The organism is Anaerobacillus alkalilacustris (genome assembly GCF_001866005.1).
GTDB classification, from domain to species: domain Bacteria; phylum Bacillota; class Bacilli; order Bacillales; family Anaerobacillaceae; genus Anaerobacillus; species Anaerobacillus alkalilacustris.
Genome location: NZ_MLQR01000030.1, coordinates 23761 through 40326 on the forward strand (window position 1 = coordinate 23761; position 16566 = coordinate 40326).

Here is a 16566-nt window from a genome sequence, read left to right on the forward strand (position 1 = left end):
ATTTAGAGGTAACTTACTAACATAATCAAAAGAATAAAAGCTATGCAGTAAATGAAGGGTTTCTTCATACCCACCTACTGCATAGCTTGTTTGAAAAAATCTGTCAATTCTTTGTTTGAAAAGATTTCTTTTATTGTTGATATTGTACGAATTAAAGGTTGCTTCTTAACTTCTTCTATTTTCTTGTCTTCTGCAATTGCGACAATGTTAAAAAATTCTTCTTTAATCTTTGGAGAGTTCTTCAATACATAAGAAAATAAATCAATTCCGCTTTCAATCTGCAAATTATCTACATTTTTTCCTTTAACATCTCTAATAAAATTCTTCTTAATATACTCTTTTAATTTCAATTTATCGAATATGTCAACCATATAAGGTAACATATCAAATCCTTTTTCCGATTCAATCACAATTAATTCCCCCAATACAAAAAGGGCAGTTACGCCCCTTATTTAACTAGCTTTTGGATAAAATATTTCAAATGGAACTTTATCTAATTCTTCAGGTTTAAAGTGACCTTCAAATTCGAGTGCTACAACCGCTTCGTTTTTCGGTTGAGTTTGTAAGGTTAAACCATTTTTATTAAATGAGTTGTAAATTTGAATAATAATGGGTTCACTAGAACCTGACTTTCTACCGACATATGTGATATTACCGATATAGTCACTTAGCTCAATTTCGGTTTTACCCTTAATAATATCGTAGTCCTCACTTGTAGTTGTATCTATTTCACTAGCGCCAATAGCTGCCGCTAACACTTCTTTTGTTATCTCGATAATATTTGCTGACATTTTAACTTCCCAACTATCGATCATTTGCATACCTTCAGCTTTACCTTTTACACCGTCAACCTCTACATTTCTTATTTCTGGAATAGCTGAAAATTGTCCGCCGCCTTTTGTTGCTCCCAGTAGCTTCCCTGCAGTAACCGCACTTTCAAAGGTGTCGGTTCCTACAATAAAATTCTTAAAAAAAGCTCCAGCATCTAGAAGTAAGTTTTCCGCTGTTTTATTAGTAAAGCCTGAAAAAAGCTTATTCATCATTTAACCCCCTGTCATAGTAACGCAGTTGAAATATTAATTTTCGTCTTTTTAACCTCTTATCTTCATCAAATGGCGGCAAACGATTTTCTCTATAAATAGTAAACTGTATATTATCGTCAATGTAAGAATAATAGTGTAGTTTCTTCCAAAATAGATTTGTTAGTTGCTCTAGATTAGTTGAATCAGATTGATTATCGTAAATATCCATATCTAAATTGAAAATTTCTTGTTCTTCATCGGTGAATGAATTAGGTAAATCGTATACTATATAGGGAAATATTGCTTTTGATGAGGAGTATTGGAAATAAACTCTAGAAATACTCTCTTCGCCCACAATGATGTCAGGATGAATAGACTTTAATAAAGATTGTAAAGTTTCTCTCAAATTATTCATTCTGGACCATCCCCACTCTGGTATTCTTCTTCACTGATTAACCCTATAGCTCTGTTATCATCTTCAATTGCAGAGAGATATTGACCTTGTATTTTACGGATTTCATCAATGTTTTCGTATACCGTTTCACGTAAAATATTTCTTCCTGGCTGACCATTTTTTCCTAACTCCGAATCCGCGCCATACCACGTGTTGTGTTTAAACCCAATTAGTAAATCTCCTTCTCTACGCCTTACCCAGTATTGAGATGATCGATATAAACGTCTGTTCCTTTTCATACCCGGTAACTTTTTAAGCTTTTCTATCATTCTTTTACGGATTAATTTAGCACAGTCTCTTAATGCCGCTCTTGTTAATTCAGTAAGTGTATATTGCGCTCGATCAACATTGGAAACAAATTCAACGCCATCTCTTTTAATCTTAGTAACTGATTTAGGTAACGCCATTGTTTACACCGTCCTATTTACCAGTCCACTACAAATTAATTCAGTGTTTTTTTCGTCTTTGTCGAACGTTCGAATAATTGTATAAATTTTACCGTTATAATTAAGGCTATATTCTTCGTTATACTCGTCGGACCATACTTCAAACGTTAATTCAGGTCTTAAATCCGTAGCTGCTGCTTGATAAAATTCACTTTGACGTATAGATTTTCGTTCAGCAAGAACTTGTCTTTCCGTCGGTATCTCAATATCATCGCCCTTATCATTTGTGTAGGAAGTAGATCCAATAAGTTTTATTAAATATTTCTTTTTGCCCATTACTCCACCTCACTAGCATAGGTTAATTGAGTAAGTAGTGTTTTAAAAACTGGAGAAAATTTAGCTTTACCGCCTTCAAGTTCCCAAATATCAGCTACACCCATAACAATAACACCAACTGCTAAATCATCTTCCATTTGAGCTTCAGTAACACCCGCTATTCGCATAAATGATTTAACGGCTAAAATTTTTTGATTCAAAATTTTATCAAGAGACGTATTAGTAAGTGAAATATTTAAACCTATTTTGCATTCTTCGATTAATTCTTCATCGGTCATTATTTATCACCGACTTCACAACTAAATGGTACTAAAACAATATCCAAACCTGTTTTTTCATTTTCATAGCGAATTTTCTCAGATAACTGTTCGTGCTCTTGCGTAGATAACGGTTTTGTTGCTCTAAAAAAGATAGCATCTTCTTTTTCTATGATCTTTTCAACTAATTCATCCGTTTTTTTTCTTCTTGCCAATGAGATCACCACCTTACATCAAATAAAAGAGGGCACCAAAGATACCCTCTCAATATTCAGTTAATATTAAGTTGTAACTTTTTTCTTAACTCTCACAAATCCTTTATGCATAGCTACGTTACCACCTGCCCATACTGATCCCCGGTAAGCAATTTGACCTGTTCTAAACTTGAAGTCTCTTGACTCTTCAACTGTAACTGGTGAAAAGATTGGCATTTCATAACAATGTACCATTCCATACGCCATGCAGTATGTGTCAGCTTCTGTTGACCCTAAAGAAAGTGGTGCACAAGCACTGTTAATAATGAATGGGATTTCAAAGCTGCCATCAGATGAAATAGTACCTGTGTTACCGTTCTTCTTAATTTTGTATAGCTTTTTACCATTAGCGTCTCTAACAGCTGCAAAAGCCGCCAAATCTTTTTTGTTAAGAATTAAGTAACCACCACCTTCTACTTCTTCATCTCCGCCATAGCTAAATACAATTTTGTCTAAAGTGTCAGCATCGATATTTGAAATCTCAATGTCTGTAGATGTTGGTATTACATTTGCTGGAGCATTAAAAATACCAGTTAAGGCGTTTGCCCCACCCGGGCCAACAATAATTTGTTTTGTGATTTTCTTTCTAAGAGCTTCACCAATGCTTTTAGCAACTCTTGATTGATAGTCTACGTTTGGTAGCTTCATAGACTCATCCGTCATTTCAGCATAAGCTGTAATTTTTGCTTTATTGATTGTCACATAATCAAATACAGGTTCAGCATCTTTGTACTCTCCGTTTTCAGTGGTGTAATCCCCTTCACCAGCTGAAACTTCAAATCCCTTTGTATAACTTTCGCCACCAATAAGAGGAACCCCATTAACAACATCAACCAATGAAGAAACTTCATTAAATCTATCATTAAGGGTGTTGCTGTACTTCTTTTCAACAACCAAAGAACCACCACCGATTGATACAGCACGTAATTCAGGGATTTCGTCAATTTCAAAAGTAACTGATCTTTTTTCTTTTAACGCTGCTCCACGAGTTTCATACATTTTTTCTAGATCATTCTCGCGTTTTTGTACATCAGTATTTTGTGTTCCTAAACCATATGTTCCAACTACATTTAATTGTCCTTGTGGAGTGCTACGAATTTCCCCTTCACCTTCTCCAGTTCCTTCTGGTACATCATCAGGTAAAGCATCAAGTTGAGTTCTAAACTCAGTGATTTCAGCATCTAAGACTTCGATTTGATCAGTGATGCTTCGAACTTCCTCGACATTTTCGCTTTTCTTACCTTTTTCTTTTAATGCTGTTCTTGCCTCTTCTTTAGCCTTTAATTGTTTTTTTAACCAATTTTTCATATTTGATTATACCTCCAGTTTTTTAATATAACTTTTCCAATTTGATTTTTGCGAGCTTTAATTCTCTTTCTTTTATCTCGTTTTCGGAATCATCCGTTTCCTTTGAGCGAAGTGCATTATCCAATGCCTTCTTATCCGCACTATCCAGTGTTTCGCTCCGAGCATTTATATCTGCCCCTTGGTATTGAGGGGTTGATAACGCTGAAATTTCAAAAATACGATTGAATTTAACGATTTCCCTTAGTGGAACATCTCTATCTTTATCTCTCCAGTTTTCTTCTTTAATTGTGAAGGCAAAAGACATCCCAGAGATATCACCTCTTTTAACAGCTGAATAAAGAGCTCTTGCTTCAGAGTTATTCTCTACATCTAATTCAGCACGAAAAAAAAGCCCTTTATTATCAGGCTTTAACTGTAAGGTTGAATTTGAATTATTATTTCGACTTCTAGCTAATGGTATTTTTCTGCGCTCGTGATGAATGAACATTGGTACATCTTTAAGATCTGCACCATCTAGTGCTCCGGATAAGATCTTTTCACGGAACCAACCACCGATATTCGTTTCCTCATCATAGACAATTGCATAACCTTCAACAATATGACCATTATCTTCTGTAGGCTCTAAAGCTCTAAATTCATCCGACTCTTTAAAGCGCATAATTTTATTGTTCATTTATTTTTACCTCCTCTTTCATTCCAGATTTTTTCATCTGATACTTATTAGCAATATCTACATCAATATAATTAAGACTTTTTTGCCTAACGTCTCCACCTTCATATGGCGGATAACCAAACAATTGTAAAAGTTCATTATTTGTTAAAGCTCCACGATTACCTAAAATATCCGCGACAGCGATTTTATTTTTTGTGTTTGTAAATAAGAGCATTTGAGGGTAAAATACAATTTCATTTCCTACATCAAGTTCTCTATTACTAAATAAAGTTTTACTAAATGCTTGGCCCAAACTAATAATGATAGGTTCAAGAGTTTTTTCATAAAAAGCTTGGTATTGCTCATCGGTAAAGTCTCCTGTAAGAATAGGGACAGAAACTCCATAATAATTCAGAACTTTATCCTGTAAAAATTGCATTGTATCTTTATCAATTATTTTAGGATTGGCCTTAACATCAATGTAATCGCCCTTTAAGTCCATAGCTACAATTCCACTTTCACTGTCCTTTATAGCTTTTTCAAATCGTTTTCTTTCATTGGCTTGCTTATTATCTTCTAACATCGTATTTATTCTAAGAATACCTCTTATAGATAGGCTTGTTTTTATAGCTTTCTCTAACCCTTCCAATACGGTATTATTAATTTCTAAAACCTTTAAAATAGCATTATTGTCAGGTTGACCATTAACCCCACCACCCATAATTTCATTAACTGAAAATTTCTTTCTTAAATGTATTACATCTGAATAGGGCAATGTATAGCTTTGGCCACTTGAAAACATAAATTTCACAAATAAAGTTCCTGTTTCATCTTGTAAGAAATCCACCTGTGTTGGATTTAAGGGATATAGACCTGTATATTCTCGTCTTTTGAAAGAACCATCTTCATTGGTGATAATGTCATATTTTGGATATATAAAAACGTTATAATTCATAAACAGTAACCAAACGATTTTTTCTATAAAATCTTTAGTTGTCATTAACTCATTTGGAGCGAATTTTAATAATCTGTTTAGGCTCCCTTTTATATTTAACTGCATTCCATTTTGATCAGTCCGTATATGTTTTGGACGTAATTTACTACACTCAGTAGCAATACAATCAATCGCTGTTTGGACAACATCTGATGCATAAATATCTCTCCCAAATTGACTAAAAATTGGAGCTGAACCATCTAACAATCTAGCATATTGCATATTTTTATCTTCTTTCCCTGTAAAAAGACCTCTAAAAACCTCTTTAAAACCCAATTCATCACCTCCCAACCAAAGAAAGAAACTCTGTTCTGTTATCGATATACACTCTATAGGCAATAATCATCGTTACAGCTCCATCAATTTTCTTCTCTTCTTTTCCTTGTACTTTCACTGGCATAATCTCTTGCTTGGTATTGATATTCAAAGCCGTATTTTCAAGACAATATTTGTCAATAGGGTTGTTGTTATAATTAATAAGCTTGCTTTTTAAATCGGCTTCTACTAGTTTCATAGGTTCAGACATGCTGCCAAATTCTTGGGATACTCTTACACATTCAAATCCATATGAATCCATTTCTTTTGCCCAATAGATTGCAGACCATTTATCATAACCAACTTTATAACAACGAATTCCAAACTCTTTATACAATTTCACAAACCAAGCAGTTACAAGACTAAAATCATTTTCATTTCCTGGTGATACAATGACTAAATCTTTCCTGATCCAAGCCTGGTACTTTTCAAATTCTTCTTTTGGTAAATCTAATAATTTCGATTCAGGAATAAAATATTTTTGTAAGAAGTACTTCTTTTGGCTACCTGGTTTCATCATCATGACTCTAGCACTTGCTAAGTCACCGGATTTTGATAAATCAACAGCGCCTATTGCAAATGCATTTCGAAAATCTTCAATTTCAAAATTATCTTCACTTAATATATCTTCTGGTGAAAGCCAAGCAGTAGCATTATTTTGCTTAATATTAAAGTCCTTTGATAAAACAAAGACACGCATGGATTTACTTGTCTTAGCCTCTTCAATCATTTTTTTGAGAAAGCTACGTTTCTTTATCACACCTAAACCAGGATTGGATTTAACCCAAGATTTCTCATTTTGCCAAACTTCTTGTTCACTATCTTGCGTATAAAGCCAAATTAACCATCGTGGACGTTCAATCTCTCCATTTAAGACTTGTCTTGCTTCACGTAATCGCTCATCTAAGTAACCATCATTGATAACACCTTCTGTAGTTAGTTCAATATAAAGAGGCTCATCTTGTGTTGAAACAGCTTGTCTAATCGGCATAGTGGATGTGTTATCTTTTAATTCATGAACCTCATCTACTGCACCAATTTTAATGTTTTTCCCTTCTTTTGCCCCTGTTTTAGCTGATATTTTTTTGATTGTGCCTTTGTTTTTGTAACTAAACTTGCCATTTTTTTTAGGCTTTTTTGGGTTACCAAAAAAAATTCCTTTGATATTACTTCTTGTCACTTTTTCGAGCGATCTACTTTCCTCTCTCATAGAGTTGATTGCTTGGAACATCAAATCTGCTTGCTCGTAATCATTGCTTGAGCATAATATCCTAGTACCGATTTCACCACAAAAAAACTCAGCGAGACAAAGCGCTGAGACTAAAGGTGTTTTTCCATTTTTTCGAGCAACGACAAACAATACATCTTGATGAAGTCTGACCCAACGATCAATTTCCTCATCAAATATTTTGAAAATATAAATAGCCTCAACAAAGGCTTTTTGAAATATGTCAAGTAAAAACGGCTTGCCAGCAAAGGGAGCTTCAAAGTGCTTGCATTTAGTTTCTATAAATTTAATGCGTTTATGGCCATCTTCAAAGTCAACTTTTATTTCAGGGTTATCAAAGTATTCCATAAGAATATCAAGTTGAATCATTAATTCATTGCCAATGATAATCTCACCTTTTTTACACTTATCAACATATTCTAGTAAAAAGGAATATGTTCCTTGATAAGTGTACGGATGAGCCCAAACGTTTTGACCCTGGATCATTCAAAATCACTCAGATCATCATCTTCATCAATAATATTTTTATTTAATACACCATTTAAAGTTTTGATGATAATTGAATAACTGTTTACATTCTTTAAATATTGTTTAGCGGCTTCTATTGGTTTTTGTAGATGCTTTTGCTGTGGATGGAAGTTTACCATACCTATTTCGGTTAGAGTCTCTTTTAAAACGAAATTCTCAGCCTTGAGGAAAGCCGCATCCTCAATTAGACCTTCAACTAATTTTCGTTTCGACTCATCGATATCAGCAAAGATCTCATTTAATTTCTTGAGCTCTTTTTGATACTCGGCCTTTTTAGACATGTTTTATCAAACCTCCAACGAATTTCAAAAAATCCAGTCTGTGTGAAAATTGAGTTCCCCCTACGGTCCTGGGAGAGGCTAAAATCCCTTGATTGCCGGGGGGTTAAATATTTACCTTATCAACTAATTTTCTAGAAGGTATGAGTGATCTGTCTAAATCCACTCCGTTTGAACTGATAATCCTCTCGGAAAGACCGTGTTCTAAGGGATTAACCACAACTTCTAGGTTGAAGGTCTCTTTAATCTCCTTTGCCAAGGTTTCTTTCTCATGTAATTCATTTGTTAAATATTCTAGTTTTTGTTTGGTTATTTCTATATTCCGGTTAATCGCTGGTAGTTCTTCATCCCAAGTGTCTTTATACATTTTTGCCATTCGTTTTTTTAATTCACTTTTCATATTTTTGCACCTCACTCTCTAACTACTTTTAAGTATGCCTAACCAAATAATCTGCTAAGAAAACCTTTAGTTTCTATTGGCTTTAGAGGCTCAAACGAAATTAATTGAATAGCCTTATTAACATACACAATGTCTCTACCGCAAATAGCTAAGTCACCAGCTACAATAGGTCCCCGTTCAAAGTTTTTAAATTTTGATATCAGTTCTTTATGCTGTTCATCATTTACTAAAGCTGAGATTACCCGTCCATCTCTCATGCCAACATCTATAATAAATTTGTTCTCATTTTGTTGTTCCATTTCAAATTTCTCCTCCTACTTTTAAACTGTATAACTCTCAAACCACTTCTCAATATACCCTTCCCATTCTTGCTGCCGATATTGTCTATCAGCATCTACTTTCAATCTTCTTAAGCACTCGTCTTTACTTACATCACAAAAGATAATCTCAGCACCTAAATCATTGGCTATTCGATCACGTTTGTATTTGTCTGCATATCCGCCAATAATCCAAGCGTTATTCCACTTCCCGTAACGTGTTTTAATATTATCGATCATTTGATTATGAATGCCTCTTACAATCGATAATAAATTGTCGGGTTTATCGTATTCAGGTAATAATGTAACAGCTGCATAAAGGCGGTCCATATCAACTACTATATCTCCACGCTGCATGTTTTCTTTTACAAGAGTAGATTTACCGCTTAGTGGTGGACCATAAACCAGATACACTTTTTTTTGACCAGAATATCCAAACCGATTATGCTCTTTGTTATGGCAATCAAAACAAACAAGATCGACTAATTCAGGATTTAGACTAATCATATTATCATGAACATTTTCAGGAGTTAATTCAATTTTGTGGTGACCAATAATGTCTTTCGACTTTGCAATAGTTTGTTTACATCGAGAACATTTATTTCCACGTTCATTAATTAATCCAAGTCTGAAATTAATCCACTTATCAGAATTATAAAATGTCTTTAACACTGGATGTTTTGCCATTGTTACCACGCCTTTGCTTCTGCTGCTTTTATATCAGCCTTCATTTTATCCATTCTTAAACGATGTTCTTCACTCACCATTTCTGGTGGCATCGATCTAATCATTTCCTCATACTGCTTGATCTTACTTGTTAAAGCTCTCATTGCTGCTGCTTGCGAAGTAAGTAATTTTGCTTGTTTATCCCAAGCATGTTGATATTCCCACTCTTCTTCTACAAATACTTCATACTGCTCAATCTTAGACCCTTCATCAGTATCAACTCTCTGATTTTCAAGCTGCTTCTTTTGCTTTTTAAGGACCTTAGTTTCATCGTTAATGTCTTTAACAAACATTATCTTCTGTGCTCGAATAAAGTTTGTAAAACTAATTAGAATTTCTTCGTACAAAATATCTAAAGTACTCATACCTTCTCTTACAGCTGCATAAATCTCTTTAGTCTCTTGGTCATTAGGTAGCCACTTAGCAAACATGCCATGTTTATATGCGTTTTGATTTCCTTCTGGAGCTCCGCCACCTTTATTTCCAACCGCATTTTTATTACGATAAGGTGCTCCTCGTTTCGATGGAGTATCAGGAATTTCATCCCACCGATCAACGCACTTCCACTTTCTCACTTGGCTTGCACTTATTCCAAGTTCTTCGGCAATCTCTTTTAACTTCTTTTCTCGACCACTTTTCAACCAAATTTTTAAAGCTTCAAAACGTTTAGGACTAGGCTCTCTAGACAAGTCATACACCCCACCTCCAACCGAATTGAGTTTGTTTTCACGTTTTTTAAAATGACGTCTTTCAGGTACCTTCAAAATCGTTTAAACAGCATAAAAAAACAAGAGTAAAACTACTAATTTACACTTGTATAAAAAGGGTTAAATTCTCCTAAAATATGGTTCTACACTAACCCATAACCTATATTCTGTTGAACTTATAAAAAAGGGTTAAATTCTTGTAAATTCTAAGTTTTTATTACTTCTTAAAATAGTAGTGCCACATTGAGTTATTTAAGTGTTACTAAAACGTTACTTAAAGCCTTATTGTGGCGGCATCTGCCATGTCCTGAGTGACACCGATGTAGCGCAATGTAATGTGTAAATTACTATGTCCGAACATTTCCATTAGTAACGCTAAATTGTGTGGATTTTGCATATATATGTGATAGCCCCATGTCTTTCTCAAAGTATGACAACCTATTTCATCTAGTCCAAATTCACGTGCTGCCTTATTCAACATTTTATAAGCTGTGCTTCTGTCAATCGGTTGACCTCTTAATTTACTTTTTGTTTTTATTTGCCTACTCGCAAACAAAAATTCATCATCTCTTTTTCCGGAAATAAACTTTTCTAAATCACCTTGTATCTTAGGATGGATAATAAATTTCTTAGGTTTCTTATTTTTTTGCTCGATTAACTTTATATGCTTTTTGTTTCTAACCATTCCAACGCGAAGCATTCTTAAATCACTTACCCTTAGTCCACTATAAATACCAAAACAAAAAAATAAATAATCTCGCATACTTCTTAATCTAAGATATTGTTTAATTCCCTCAATAACATCTGGATCTCTAATCGGCTGTACAAAATTCATTTCATCCAGCTACTCCCCTTTCTAAATATAAAATAAAAGAAGCTGCATTATTATCAGCTTCTTTACTTAATACTCTCTGCAAAGCACTTATATTAAATGCTCTGTAGACAATATATATTTATTTGGAATTACAAAGTCCACCACTAACCACTTTAATTCTTTTTGAAATATACATGTCGCAAATTTCAACGTTTTTAGTTTTTATTAAATATTTAGAGCACACTCTATTAGGGGAAAAATATGAGCAATATTTGCATTTCTTTTTCTCATTCTGTGATATCCTAATACCTTTTATTAATTTAATTCTATCTCTCTCTGTTGAGGTAGTAGATTTCTTCAAATACACACACCATCCATTCCAGATAATCCATATATCTTTATCATAACATTTACCACCCAAGAGTAAGCCAGATAAATAAAGTTATGATAAAAACTGGAAAACATAACAGAGTAAGGTGGTCTTAACCTTAATCCCCCATCACGAACGTCGCAAGACTAGCGCGTTCAAGACTCTAAGCGTCCTCTTGGGTAAGGTTCACACTTTTCATCGTCTCAAAGTTCGATTGGGTAGCCATTGATAAAGGAGTTTAGGCGTATCTCCTATATTCAATAGCGTACAAATTATTCCAAAAAAAATAGTCCCCTAAATTGGTTACTATTTTATCCCCCATTTTGTCGGTTTTTTGTCGATTAAATAATACCTAGAGCAGTCGCTAAACTATTGATTGCATTACGTTTCTTTTCATAAAATTTATCCTTTTTAAGTCTTAAAGATAAATAAATTTCAATATCCTTTCGTTCTGTAGGATGCAAGTATTTCGCTTCAATTATTTTCTTTTCAATTACGTCCAAACTGTTCTGGAGAGCTCTATCAATCTGTCGTACTTTTAAAATGTTTTCTCTATCGATCTGATCACTTTTAATTAAAACAGGAAATAAATTATCTATACCTTCTTCTTCTTGCTCTTTTTTATTTTCCATTTTTACCTTCAAAGCTTTATATATTTTCAACTCTTTAATTACTTCATTTTGTATTGTTTTATCATCGATTAATTGTTTAGCTGCCAAAAGTGATTCCCCCTTATTGTTTAAGTGCTCCACCTTTACCCCGTCTATAAACACGTCTATTTGTGCCCATTAATTCAATAATGTCATTTCTACTAAATTTTCCTTCCAGTTTTTTCTCTTTCTCCATACTTTCCTTCTTTGAAAATTCCATTCCATGTTGTTTACACCATCGTTGTAGTTGTCCTCCTAAATCTTTCATTTTTTTCACCTCATTTTTTAATATAAAAAGAGGACACTAAACAAGCAGAATTAATCGCTGCTATATTTAGTGCCCTCCGGTTTTCGGTTAGGCTAAATATTCATTTACTTGCGTGTAAATAAACCAATCCTTTACGTCATTGGTGATTTTCATTTCAATCGGCATCTTATTATCTCGATGTACTTTTAATAGATTTACTGCTTCTTCCCATTCAAACTTTTCTTTCTCAATCTTATAACTCCATATCGCAAAAGTATGATGCTCCCAAAGCTCATAATAGAACCTCTTTTTCTTACATTTACTTTCAGGAGAAAAGTTACTTTCTAATGGAGATAAAGCATCTTTAGGAATATAACCTTTAATGTAACAATATGAGTTGTCTCTCCAATACGCTTCAGCTGCATTGAAATTGTTTACAGTTTCAAATATGGTAAGCTCCTCAATAACCAACCTTTCCATCATTATCACCTTTTACTCGAACTATTCATTAAGCATTTCTGGGTTTTCGTATTTATTTCCAACAACCTCATATCCCATTGAAATGATTTCCCACAAAGCGGATGGTAGCCAATTAATTCTTTGTACCTTATTTGTACTTTTAGCCACAAAACTACTTTCATAAAAATCTACAAAGAAATCTTGGTGCGCCTTTAATCTAAGAATATCCCCTTCATAAATCTCCTTACCGTTATTATCTTTCAACCCTGTATATTGCATAGGGTAGGAAACGTGTTTCTCTTTCTCCCACAAATCTAAAACATAAGTAAGTGAACACCCTTTAAATCCATATACCATTTCTTTAGCTTTTGTTCTGAAAAAACGAAACTTAATTTCCCTCATCTCTAGCCAACTCCTCGATCAATGTTATCGCTTCGTTAATTTTATAATTCACTTTAAAATCGCAATTTTTTGTGTAAGCGTTCGTTGCTTCTAATAACAACCAATGAACATCTGACAAAGTTTTTTCAAGTTTAATGACCCTTTCAGACCTTTCGATTAACCATGAAATATCTAACGCTGAAATATCCTTTTTATCAATTCCATTCCATTTACTTTTAATCGCTCGTGTTCTATTCATTTTCTTCAATCCGTTCATACATGCCAATAATTTCGTTTAGTGTTTCGATGTGATTTCTTAGTTCTTCGTTTTCTTCTCTCAACTTAACCACTTCTGAATAATACTGGTTCGTATGATCTTTAAATGTATTAGCGCACCATTTCGCTTCTTTTAGGATTTTATTTAAACGCTCGTTTTCCTTTTGTACGTCTTTTAATTGCATAAAAACTTTCCTATGCTCGTCTATCCAATGCTCTTTGACACGCTCAATTTCTTCAACCCCATCAACCACTTTCTCGGTTAGGTTATAATTTTCGTCATACATTAAAGATAGCTGCCTTTTACTCCATTCGATTTCTTCAATCAAAAAATATAGGTCTGTATCTTTTAGGGTTTCTTTTATTTCATCAAAACTTTTGCTTTTGTGTTTGTATCTCATTATTTTACCTCCTATTGACAATCGGGGCATAAATCCACCCATCCATCTTTTAAATCTAACTGTTCGCCACGTTCACTTCTCCAACCTAATTCATTCTTAGCGTCAATCGCATTATCAAAAGTATCAAAACTTTGATCTGCTTCATTTCCACAAATATCACAAATCAATACATAAGCACCGTAATTTTTATCAATCATTGTTTTAGTTCCTCCTTTTTGTACCGCATTTGTACCACATTCAGTTGGTGCAAAATATGCACATACTCAACTACTCGAATTTTTCGATATGTCGCAGTATCACTCGACAGTCCAGTATTCTCAGAATGTGAATTATGCTTTTCTAACTTCTACCGAAACCATATTGCATATAATTTCAACGGTCTGTTTTTTTTCTTAAACTTTTCAACGGCTTCAATTGGCCATCTTGCCTCAACTTCCTTTTCAATAACAGCACCTTCAATAACGCCTTTATTTATAACAGCTTTTATCATCCAAAGTTGATTTTCTATTTTGAAAACTCCTTTCTTTATTGCACTCAAATTCTCTAATCAAAAACTTCTTCTTTCTTAACACCCGTTACATTTTCAATTGTTAATGTCTTTTTATAAACCTCGTTCATTCTGTTTGTATAGCCCTTTTCATAGATCGTACCGGCATCAAATTCTTTTAGCCGAAGTTCACATAGAGCGCTACAAAGTTTAGAATCTGCCACTTTATTACATACTCGTTTTTCCAACCCCGATAACTGTACATAGGTGTGCAATTTTCTCCCTGCGCGTTTTAATATTTTTATCTTCTGACGTGTTTTCATAGTATTACATCCCCCTCGTTATCCATTAAATTTCGTACCACGCTTTCCATTTTTGTAATGGTTTTTCTGCTTATTCTGCTTTAATTTATGAATGAGTCTTCTTAATTCCTTAGACTCATTTTTTAGTTTGCTATTGGCTCTCTTAAGGTGTTTATTTTCCTGGTACAACTTTTCAATTTTTAATTGACAGTGTTCATGCGTTTCATCCATTAATATATTTACTTTATCCAATTCAGAACACTCTCCGATCATTTAAAGCTTCTTGCAAGTTTTCGTTTCTACACGATCTACTTTCCCACCTAGCCAAACTGCTATCTGTTCTCCGTAACCAGTTGACGGTGGATCGACCTGGATCAACTCTCCATTTTTTACGATGTAAATGCAATTTTTCAATAAGTCTATGTCAACTGTCACTTTTTGTTGTTTTGTCGTCAAATTAACCTTACCCCTCTCGGTTTATGGTATAATAAGTTTGCGATCACTCATTATGGCCGTCCGAGAGGGCGGTTTTTTTTATTTGAACATTTTCATAATTTTTTTGTTTGCTTTTTTCTTTAAAATCTTACCACCAAGTGTTTGTACACCTTTTCCTTCTTTTACTGATTTTGCATCGTTGATAACCTCACATACCTGGTCAATTCGTTGCATCCCTTTAATTAAGCTTCTTAACATATTTATCACTCCTCTCATTTCTAAACTAGGAAACTACTTTCCACCCATTTCTGAGACGACTATTTAATTCATGCTTTTGAAGTGGTTCATATAAATAAACTTTTTGATTTTCTTCAATCCGAAAAAGTAAATGCCATTTTGGTTGTCTTTTTCTCTTTCGACTCATCGAAACACCTAATACCCAGTCGCTTGGCGATCATGATTAATTTTATTTTTTTCTAAATAAGCTTGTTCAATTTGTTCCCAGGTGAACCTTAGAGATTTTCTTAATCCTAAAAATTGAGACAACATTCCGTAATAATAATTTTGTTTAGCTTGTCTACCTTCGCTCATTTCAAACTGAATAATTAACTGAAATTGCTTTGAAAACATTTGGATTGGATCAGTAATTTTTACTAAATAAACTTCTGCATCCCTATGGAACCCAAGTTCTAAACCAATTGAAAGTAAGAAATGTAAGCAGTCAACATATTCCTCTAAAAGAGGGTTATGCCATTCTATATCGTCATAATTCATCGATGGTCGTTTAGCTACTTTTATTCTTGGAGATTGATCCTTACTCCAAAACTTAAATCCTCGCCATTCGTTTGCTAGTTCCCCTAACTCAACTTGTAAAGCTAATGTTTTTTCCGGGATTAAATAATAACCTTCAAGACTATGTTCTTTAGTAATCCGATCATCTAATATTTTCTGAACTTCAAAGAGTTTTTTTATGTTCATTGTTTTCCCCTTTCTTGGTAACCAAGTAACCGCAACTTTTAAAAGTGAAATCTAGTTCTACTCCAAACTTTTTTGCTTGTTTAACAAAATCTACAGCACCTTCACGAGTAGCAAATAAAACACTGCCATGATTTTTAATGATTAATAGTTTTCTATAAAACCTAGCCTTTATTTCTCTTTTCTTATCCGTAAAATTTACTAATTTCATCCCAAACAACCTTTTCTATCTTTTGCCCTGGAATATACTAACTCCAATTCGTTTAGGGAAAGCTTACTTAGTAATTCCCCTTCTTCATTCTCATAAATATTAAAAACTAAATTTAGCTGCTGAATTAAATACACACGTCTTAATTCCATTTCAGTCACCTACCATATACCGTTTTTACGCGGCTTAATCTTTCCTTTTCGAGCACGATCCATGATAATTACTCCTACCTCATCATGGGTTCGTTTTAATTTTCGGGCAATTTCTTTAAGTGAAATACCTTCTTTCCACAGCGTTTCAAACTTTTCAACGTCTTTATGCTCCCAATCCATATTCACATCTGACAACGCTATGTAGGGGTTGAATGGGATTATATTATTCCTTTTCATACTGTCATAC

33 protein-coding genes are annotated in these 16566 nt (G+C 33.8%); all 33 read right to left on the reverse strand.

What is annotated here, in order from left to right:
- Positions 1–74: 74 nt before the first annotated feature.
- Positions 75–410 carry a hypothetical protein gene (locus tag BKP37_RS12660; RefSeq protein ID WP_071309976.1) on the reverse strand — a complete coding sequence of 112 codons (336 nt, stop codon included), beginning with the start codon at positions 408–410 and terminating at the stop codon, positions 75–77.
- A 42-nt stretch (positions 411–452) separates the two neighbouring features.
- Positions 453–1040 (reverse strand): hypothetical protein, encoded by a 588-nt coding sequence (locus BKP37_RS12665; RefSeq protein WP_211271453.1) that lies wholly within the window; start codon positions 1038–1040, stop codon positions 453–455.
- A complete protein-coding gene (locus BKP37_RS12670) occupies positions 1033–1437 on the reverse strand; it encodes a hypothetical protein (RefSeq protein ID WP_071309978.1) in 405 nt (134 codons plus the stop codon). Before BKP37_RS12670 ends, BKP37_RS12665 begins: the two co-directional genes overlap by 8 nt.
- A complete protein-coding gene (locus BKP37_RS12675; protein ID WP_071309979.1) occupies positions 1434–1883 on the reverse strand; it encodes an HK97-gp10 family putative phage morphogenesis protein in 450 nt (149 codons plus the stop codon). Before BKP37_RS12675 ends, BKP37_RS12670 begins: the two co-directional genes overlap by 4 nt.
- A gap of 3 nt (positions 1884–1886) precedes the next feature.
- Positions 1887–2198, reverse strand: a complete 312-nt coding sequence (locus BKP37_RS12680; RefSeq protein ID WP_084034692.1) for a phage head closure protein — start codon at positions 2196–2198, stop codon at positions 1887–1889.
- Positions 2198–2476, reverse strand: a complete 279-nt coding sequence (locus BKP37_RS12685; protein WP_071309980.1) for a hypothetical protein — start codon at positions 2474–2476, stop codon at positions 2198–2200. Before BKP37_RS12685 ends, BKP37_RS12680 begins: the two co-directional genes overlap by 1 nt.
- Positions 2476–2670, reverse strand: a complete 195-nt coding sequence (locus BKP37_RS12690; protein WP_071309981.1) for a hypothetical protein — start codon at positions 2668–2670, stop codon at positions 2476–2478. Before BKP37_RS12690 ends, BKP37_RS12685 begins: the two co-directional genes overlap by 1 nt.
- A gap of 66 nt (positions 2671–2736) precedes the next feature.
- Positions 2737–4017 (reverse strand): phage major capsid protein, encoded by a 1281-nt coding sequence (locus BKP37_RS12695; protein ID WP_071309982.1) that lies wholly within the window; start codon positions 4015–4017, stop codon positions 2737–2739.
- A 22-nt stretch (positions 4018–4039) separates the two neighbouring features.
- A complete protein-coding gene (locus BKP37_RS12700) occupies positions 4040–4690 on the reverse strand; it encodes an HK97 family phage prohead protease (protein WP_071309983.1) in 651 nt (216 codons plus the stop codon).
- Positions 4680–5939, reverse strand: coding sequence for a phage portal protein (locus tag BKP37_RS12705; protein WP_071309984.1), 1260 nt, complete (start codon positions 5937–5939; stop codon positions 4680–4682). The genes BKP37_RS12700 and BKP37_RS12705 overlap by 11 nt, the downstream gene beginning before the upstream one ends.
- 4 nt (positions 5940–5943) lie before the next feature.
- Positions 5944–7692, reverse strand: coding sequence for a terminase large subunit (locus BKP37_RS12710; protein WP_071309985.1), 1749 nt, complete (start codon positions 7690–7692; stop codon positions 5944–5946).
- Positions 7689–8015: a hypothetical protein gene (locus BKP37_RS12715; protein ID WP_071309986.1), complete on the reverse strand. Its 327-nt coding sequence runs from the start codon at positions 8013–8015 to the stop codon at positions 7689–7691. Before BKP37_RS12715 ends, BKP37_RS12710 begins: the two co-directional genes overlap by 4 nt.
- Positions 8016–8118: 103 nt before the next feature.
- Entirely contained in the window at positions 8119–8412 is a 294-nt protein-coding gene (locus BKP37_RS12720; RefSeq protein ID WP_071309987.1) for a hypothetical protein, read from the reverse strand.
- 38 nt (positions 8413–8450) lie between these two features.
- Positions 8451–8711, reverse strand: a complete 261-nt coding sequence (locus BKP37_RS12725; RefSeq protein ID WP_071309988.1) for a hypothetical protein — start codon at positions 8709–8711, stop codon at positions 8451–8453.
- Positions 8712–8732: 21 nt separating this feature from the next.
- Complete coding sequence (locus BKP37_RS12730; RefSeq protein ID WP_071309989.1) at positions 8733–9416, reverse strand: HNH endonuclease; 684 nt, start codon at positions 9414–9416, stop codon at positions 8733–8735.
- Between the two features lie 2 nt (positions 9417–9418).
- Complete coding sequence (terS, locus tag BKP37_RS12735) at positions 9419–10144, reverse strand: phage terminase small subunit (protein ID WP_071309990.1); 726 nt, start codon at positions 10142–10144, stop codon at positions 9419–9421.
- A 292-nt stretch (positions 10145–10436) separates the two neighbouring features.
- Positions 10437–10997 carry a tyrosine-type recombinase/integrase gene (locus BKP37_RS12740; RefSeq protein WP_071309991.1) on the reverse strand — a complete coding sequence of 187 codons (561 nt, stop codon included), beginning with the start codon at positions 10995–10997 and terminating at the stop codon, positions 10437–10439.
- A 690-nt stretch (positions 10998–11687) separates the two neighbouring features.
- Complete coding sequence (locus tag BKP37_RS12745) at positions 11688–12065, reverse strand: ArpU family phage packaging/lysis transcriptional regulator (protein WP_071309992.1); 378 nt, start codon at positions 12063–12065, stop codon at positions 11688–11690.
- 13 nt (positions 12066–12078) lie between these two features.
- Complete coding sequence (locus tag BKP37_RS12750; RefSeq protein ID WP_071309993.1) at positions 12079–12264, reverse strand: hypothetical protein; 186 nt, start codon at positions 12262–12264, stop codon at positions 12079–12081.
- An 87-nt stretch (positions 12265–12351) separates the two neighbouring features.
- Positions 12352–12723: a hypothetical protein gene (locus BKP37_RS12755; protein WP_071309994.1), complete on the reverse strand. Its 372-nt coding sequence runs from the start codon at positions 12721–12723 to the stop codon at positions 12352–12354.
- 21 nt (positions 12724–12744) lie between these two features.
- Positions 12745–13104 carry a YopX family protein gene (locus BKP37_RS12760; RefSeq protein WP_071309995.1) on the reverse strand — a complete coding sequence of 120 codons (360 nt, stop codon included), beginning with the start codon at positions 13102–13104 and terminating at the stop codon, positions 12745–12747.
- Positions 13091–13342, reverse strand: coding sequence for a hypothetical protein (locus BKP37_RS12765; protein ID WP_071309996.1), 252 nt, complete (start codon positions 13340–13342; stop codon positions 13091–13093). Before BKP37_RS12765 ends, BKP37_RS12760 begins: the two co-directional genes overlap by 14 nt.
- The gene (locus BKP37_RS12770) at positions 13335–13760 is read right to left on the reverse strand and encodes a hypothetical protein (RefSeq protein ID WP_071309997.1); all 426 of its coding nucleotides are present in this window, start codon (positions 13758–13760) and stop codon (positions 13335–13337) included. The genes BKP37_RS12765 and BKP37_RS12770 overlap by 8 nt, the downstream gene beginning before the upstream one ends.
- 11 nt (positions 13761–13771) lie before the next feature.
- Positions 13772–13957, reverse strand: a complete 186-nt coding sequence (locus BKP37_RS12775) for a hypothetical protein (RefSeq protein WP_071309998.1) — start codon at positions 13955–13957, stop codon at positions 13772–13774.
- 149 nt (positions 13958–14106) lie between these two features.
- The gene (locus BKP37_RS12780; RefSeq protein WP_071309999.1) at positions 14107–14298 is read right to left on the reverse strand and encodes a hypothetical protein; all 192 of its coding nucleotides are present in this window, start codon (positions 14296–14298) and stop codon (positions 14107–14109) included.
- A gap of 5 nt (positions 14299–14303) precedes the next feature.
- Positions 14304–14570 (reverse strand): hypothetical protein, encoded by a 267-nt coding sequence (locus BKP37_RS12785; RefSeq protein WP_071310000.1) that lies wholly within the window; start codon positions 14568–14570, stop codon positions 14304–14306.
- 18 nt (positions 14571–14588) lie between these two features.
- Entirely contained in the window at positions 14589–14801 is a 213-nt protein-coding gene (locus BKP37_RS12790; protein WP_139193123.1) for a hypothetical protein, read from the reverse strand.
- A 21-nt stretch (positions 14802–14822) separates the two neighbouring features.
- Entirely contained in the window at positions 14823–15005 is a 183-nt protein-coding gene (locus BKP37_RS12795; protein ID WP_245712519.1) for a DUF3954 domain-containing protein, read from the reverse strand.
- Between the two features lie 78 nt (positions 15006–15083).
- On the reverse strand, positions 15084–15242 hold the full coding sequence (locus BKP37_RS20150; protein WP_169823139.1) for a hypothetical protein: 159 nt from the start codon (positions 15240–15242) through the stop codon (positions 15084–15086).
- Positions 15243–15267: 25 nt separating this feature from the next.
- Positions 15268–15408, reverse strand: a complete 141-nt coding sequence (locus BKP37_RS20155) for a hypothetical protein (RefSeq protein ID WP_169823140.1) — start codon at positions 15406–15408, stop codon at positions 15268–15270.
- An 8-nt stretch (positions 15409–15416) separates the two neighbouring features.
- Positions 15417–15962 (reverse strand): dUTP diphosphatase, encoded by a 546-nt coding sequence (locus BKP37_RS12800; protein WP_071310002.1) that lies wholly within the window; start codon positions 15960–15962, stop codon positions 15417–15419.
- Complete coding sequence (locus tag BKP37_RS12805) at positions 15940–16170, reverse strand: hypothetical protein (RefSeq protein ID WP_071310003.1); 231 nt, start codon at positions 16168–16170, stop codon at positions 15940–15942. Before BKP37_RS12805 ends, BKP37_RS12800 begins: the two co-directional genes overlap by 23 nt.
- 158 nt (positions 16171–16328) lie before the next feature.
- Complete coding sequence (locus BKP37_RS12810; protein WP_071310004.1) at positions 16329–16556, reverse strand: hypothetical protein; 228 nt, start codon at positions 16554–16556, stop codon at positions 16329–16331.
- Between the last annotated feature and the right edge of the window lie 10 nt (positions 16557–16566).

What these genes read in the sequence shown, in the direction of transcription:
- BKP37_RS12770 (WP_071309997.1), bottom strand. Translation starts at nt 13,760, where the DNA reads ATGAGATACAAACACAAAAGCAAAAGTTTTGATGAAATAAAAGAAACC.
- BKP37_RS12785 (WP_071310000.1), bottom strand. Translation starts at nt 14,570, where the DNA reads ATGAAAACACGTCAGAAGATAAAAATATTAAAACGCGCAGGGAGAAAA.
- BKP37_RS12755 (WP_071309994.1), bottom strand. Translation starts at nt 12,723, where the DNA reads ATGGAAAGGTTGGTTATTGAGGAGCTTACCATATTTGAAACTGTAAAC.
- BKP37_RS12685 (WP_071309980.1), bottom strand. Translation starts at nt 2,476, where the DNA reads ATGACCGATGAAGAATTAATCGAAGAATGCAAAATAGGTTTAAATATT.
- BKP37_RS12695 (WP_071309982.1), bottom strand. Translation starts at nt 4,017, where the DNA reads ATGAAAAATTGGTTAAAAAAACAATTAAAGGCTAAAGAAGAGGCAAGA.
- BKP37_RS12730 (WP_071309989.1), bottom strand. Translation starts at nt 9,416, where the DNA reads ATGGCAAAACATCCAGTGTTAAAGACATTTTATAATTCTGATAAGTGG.
- BKP37_RS12725 (WP_071309988.1), bottom strand. Translation starts at nt 8,711, where the DNA reads ATGGAACAACAAAATGAGAACAAATTTATTATAGATGTTGGCATGAGA.
- BKP37_RS12775 (WP_071309998.1), bottom strand. Translation starts at nt 13,957, where the DNA reads ATGATTGATAAAAATTACGGTGCTTATGTATTGATTTGTGATATTTGT.
- BKP37_RS12675 (WP_071309979.1), bottom strand. Translation starts at nt 1,883, where the DNA reads ATGGCGTTACCTAAATCAGTTACTAAGATTAAAAGAGATGGCGTTGAA.
- BKP37_RS12760 (WP_071309995.1), bottom strand. Translation starts at nt 13,104, where the DNA reads ATGAGGGAAATTAAGTTTCGTTTTTTCAGAACAAAAGCTAAAGAAATG.
- BKP37_RS12810 (WP_071310004.1), bottom strand. Translation starts at nt 16,556, where the DNA reads ATGAAAAGGAATAATATAATCCCATTCAACCCCTACATAGCGTTGTCA.
- BKP37_RS12680 (WP_084034692.1), bottom strand. Translation starts at nt 2,198, where the DNA reads ATGGGCAAAAAGAAATATTTAATAAAACTTATTGGATCTACTTCCTAC.
- BKP37_RS12670 (WP_071309978.1), bottom strand. Translation starts at nt 1,437, where the DNA reads ATGAATAATTTGAGAGAAACTTTACAATCTTTATTAAAGTCTATTCAT.
- BKP37_RS12710 (WP_071309985.1), bottom strand. Translation starts at nt 7,692, where the DNA reads ATGATCCAGGGTCAAAACGTTTGGGCTCATCCGTACACTTATCAAGGA.
- BKP37_RS20150 (WP_169823139.1), bottom strand. Translation starts at nt 15,242, where the DNA reads ATGTTAAGAAGCTTAATTAAAGGGATGCAACGAATTGACCAGGTATGT.
- BKP37_RS12715 (WP_071309986.1), bottom strand. Translation starts at nt 8,015, where the DNA reads ATGTCTAAAAAGGCCGAGTATCAAAAAGAGCTCAAGAAATTAAATGAG.
- BKP37_RS12665 (WP_211271453.1), bottom strand. Translation starts at nt 1,040, where the DNA reads ATGAATAAGCTTTTTTCAGGCTTTACTAATAAAACAGCGGAAAACTTA.
- BKP37_RS12765 (WP_071309996.1), bottom strand. Translation starts at nt 13,342, where the DNA reads ATGAATAGAACACGAGCGATTAAAAGTAAATGGAATGGAATTGATAAA.
- BKP37_RS12700 (WP_071309983.1), bottom strand. Translation starts at nt 4,690, where the DNA reads ATGAACAATAAAATTATGCGCTTTAAAGAGTCGGATGAATTTAGAGCT.
- BKP37_RS12740 (WP_071309991.1), bottom strand. Translation starts at nt 10,997, where the DNA reads ATGAATTTTGTACAGCCGATTAGAGATCCAGATGTTATTGAGGGAATT.
- BKP37_RS12720 (WP_071309987.1), bottom strand. Translation starts at nt 8,412, where the DNA reads ATGAAAAGTGAATTAAAAAAACGAATGGCAAAAATGTATAAAGACACT.
- BKP37_RS20155 (WP_169823140.1), bottom strand. Translation starts at nt 15,408, where the DNA reads ATGAGTCGAAAGAGAAAAAGACAACCAAAATGGCATTTACTTTTTCGG.
- BKP37_RS12805 (WP_071310003.1), bottom strand. Translation starts at nt 16,170, where the DNA reads ATGAAATTAGTAAATTTTACGGATAAGAAAAGAGAAATAAAGGCTAGG.
- BKP37_RS12800 (WP_071310002.1), bottom strand. Translation starts at nt 15,962, where the DNA reads ATGAACATAAAAAAACTCTTTGAAGTTCAGAAAATATTAGATGATCGG.
- BKP37_RS12750 (WP_071309993.1), bottom strand. Translation starts at nt 12,264, where the DNA reads ATGAAAGATTTAGGAGGACAACTACAACGATGGTGTAAACAACATGGA.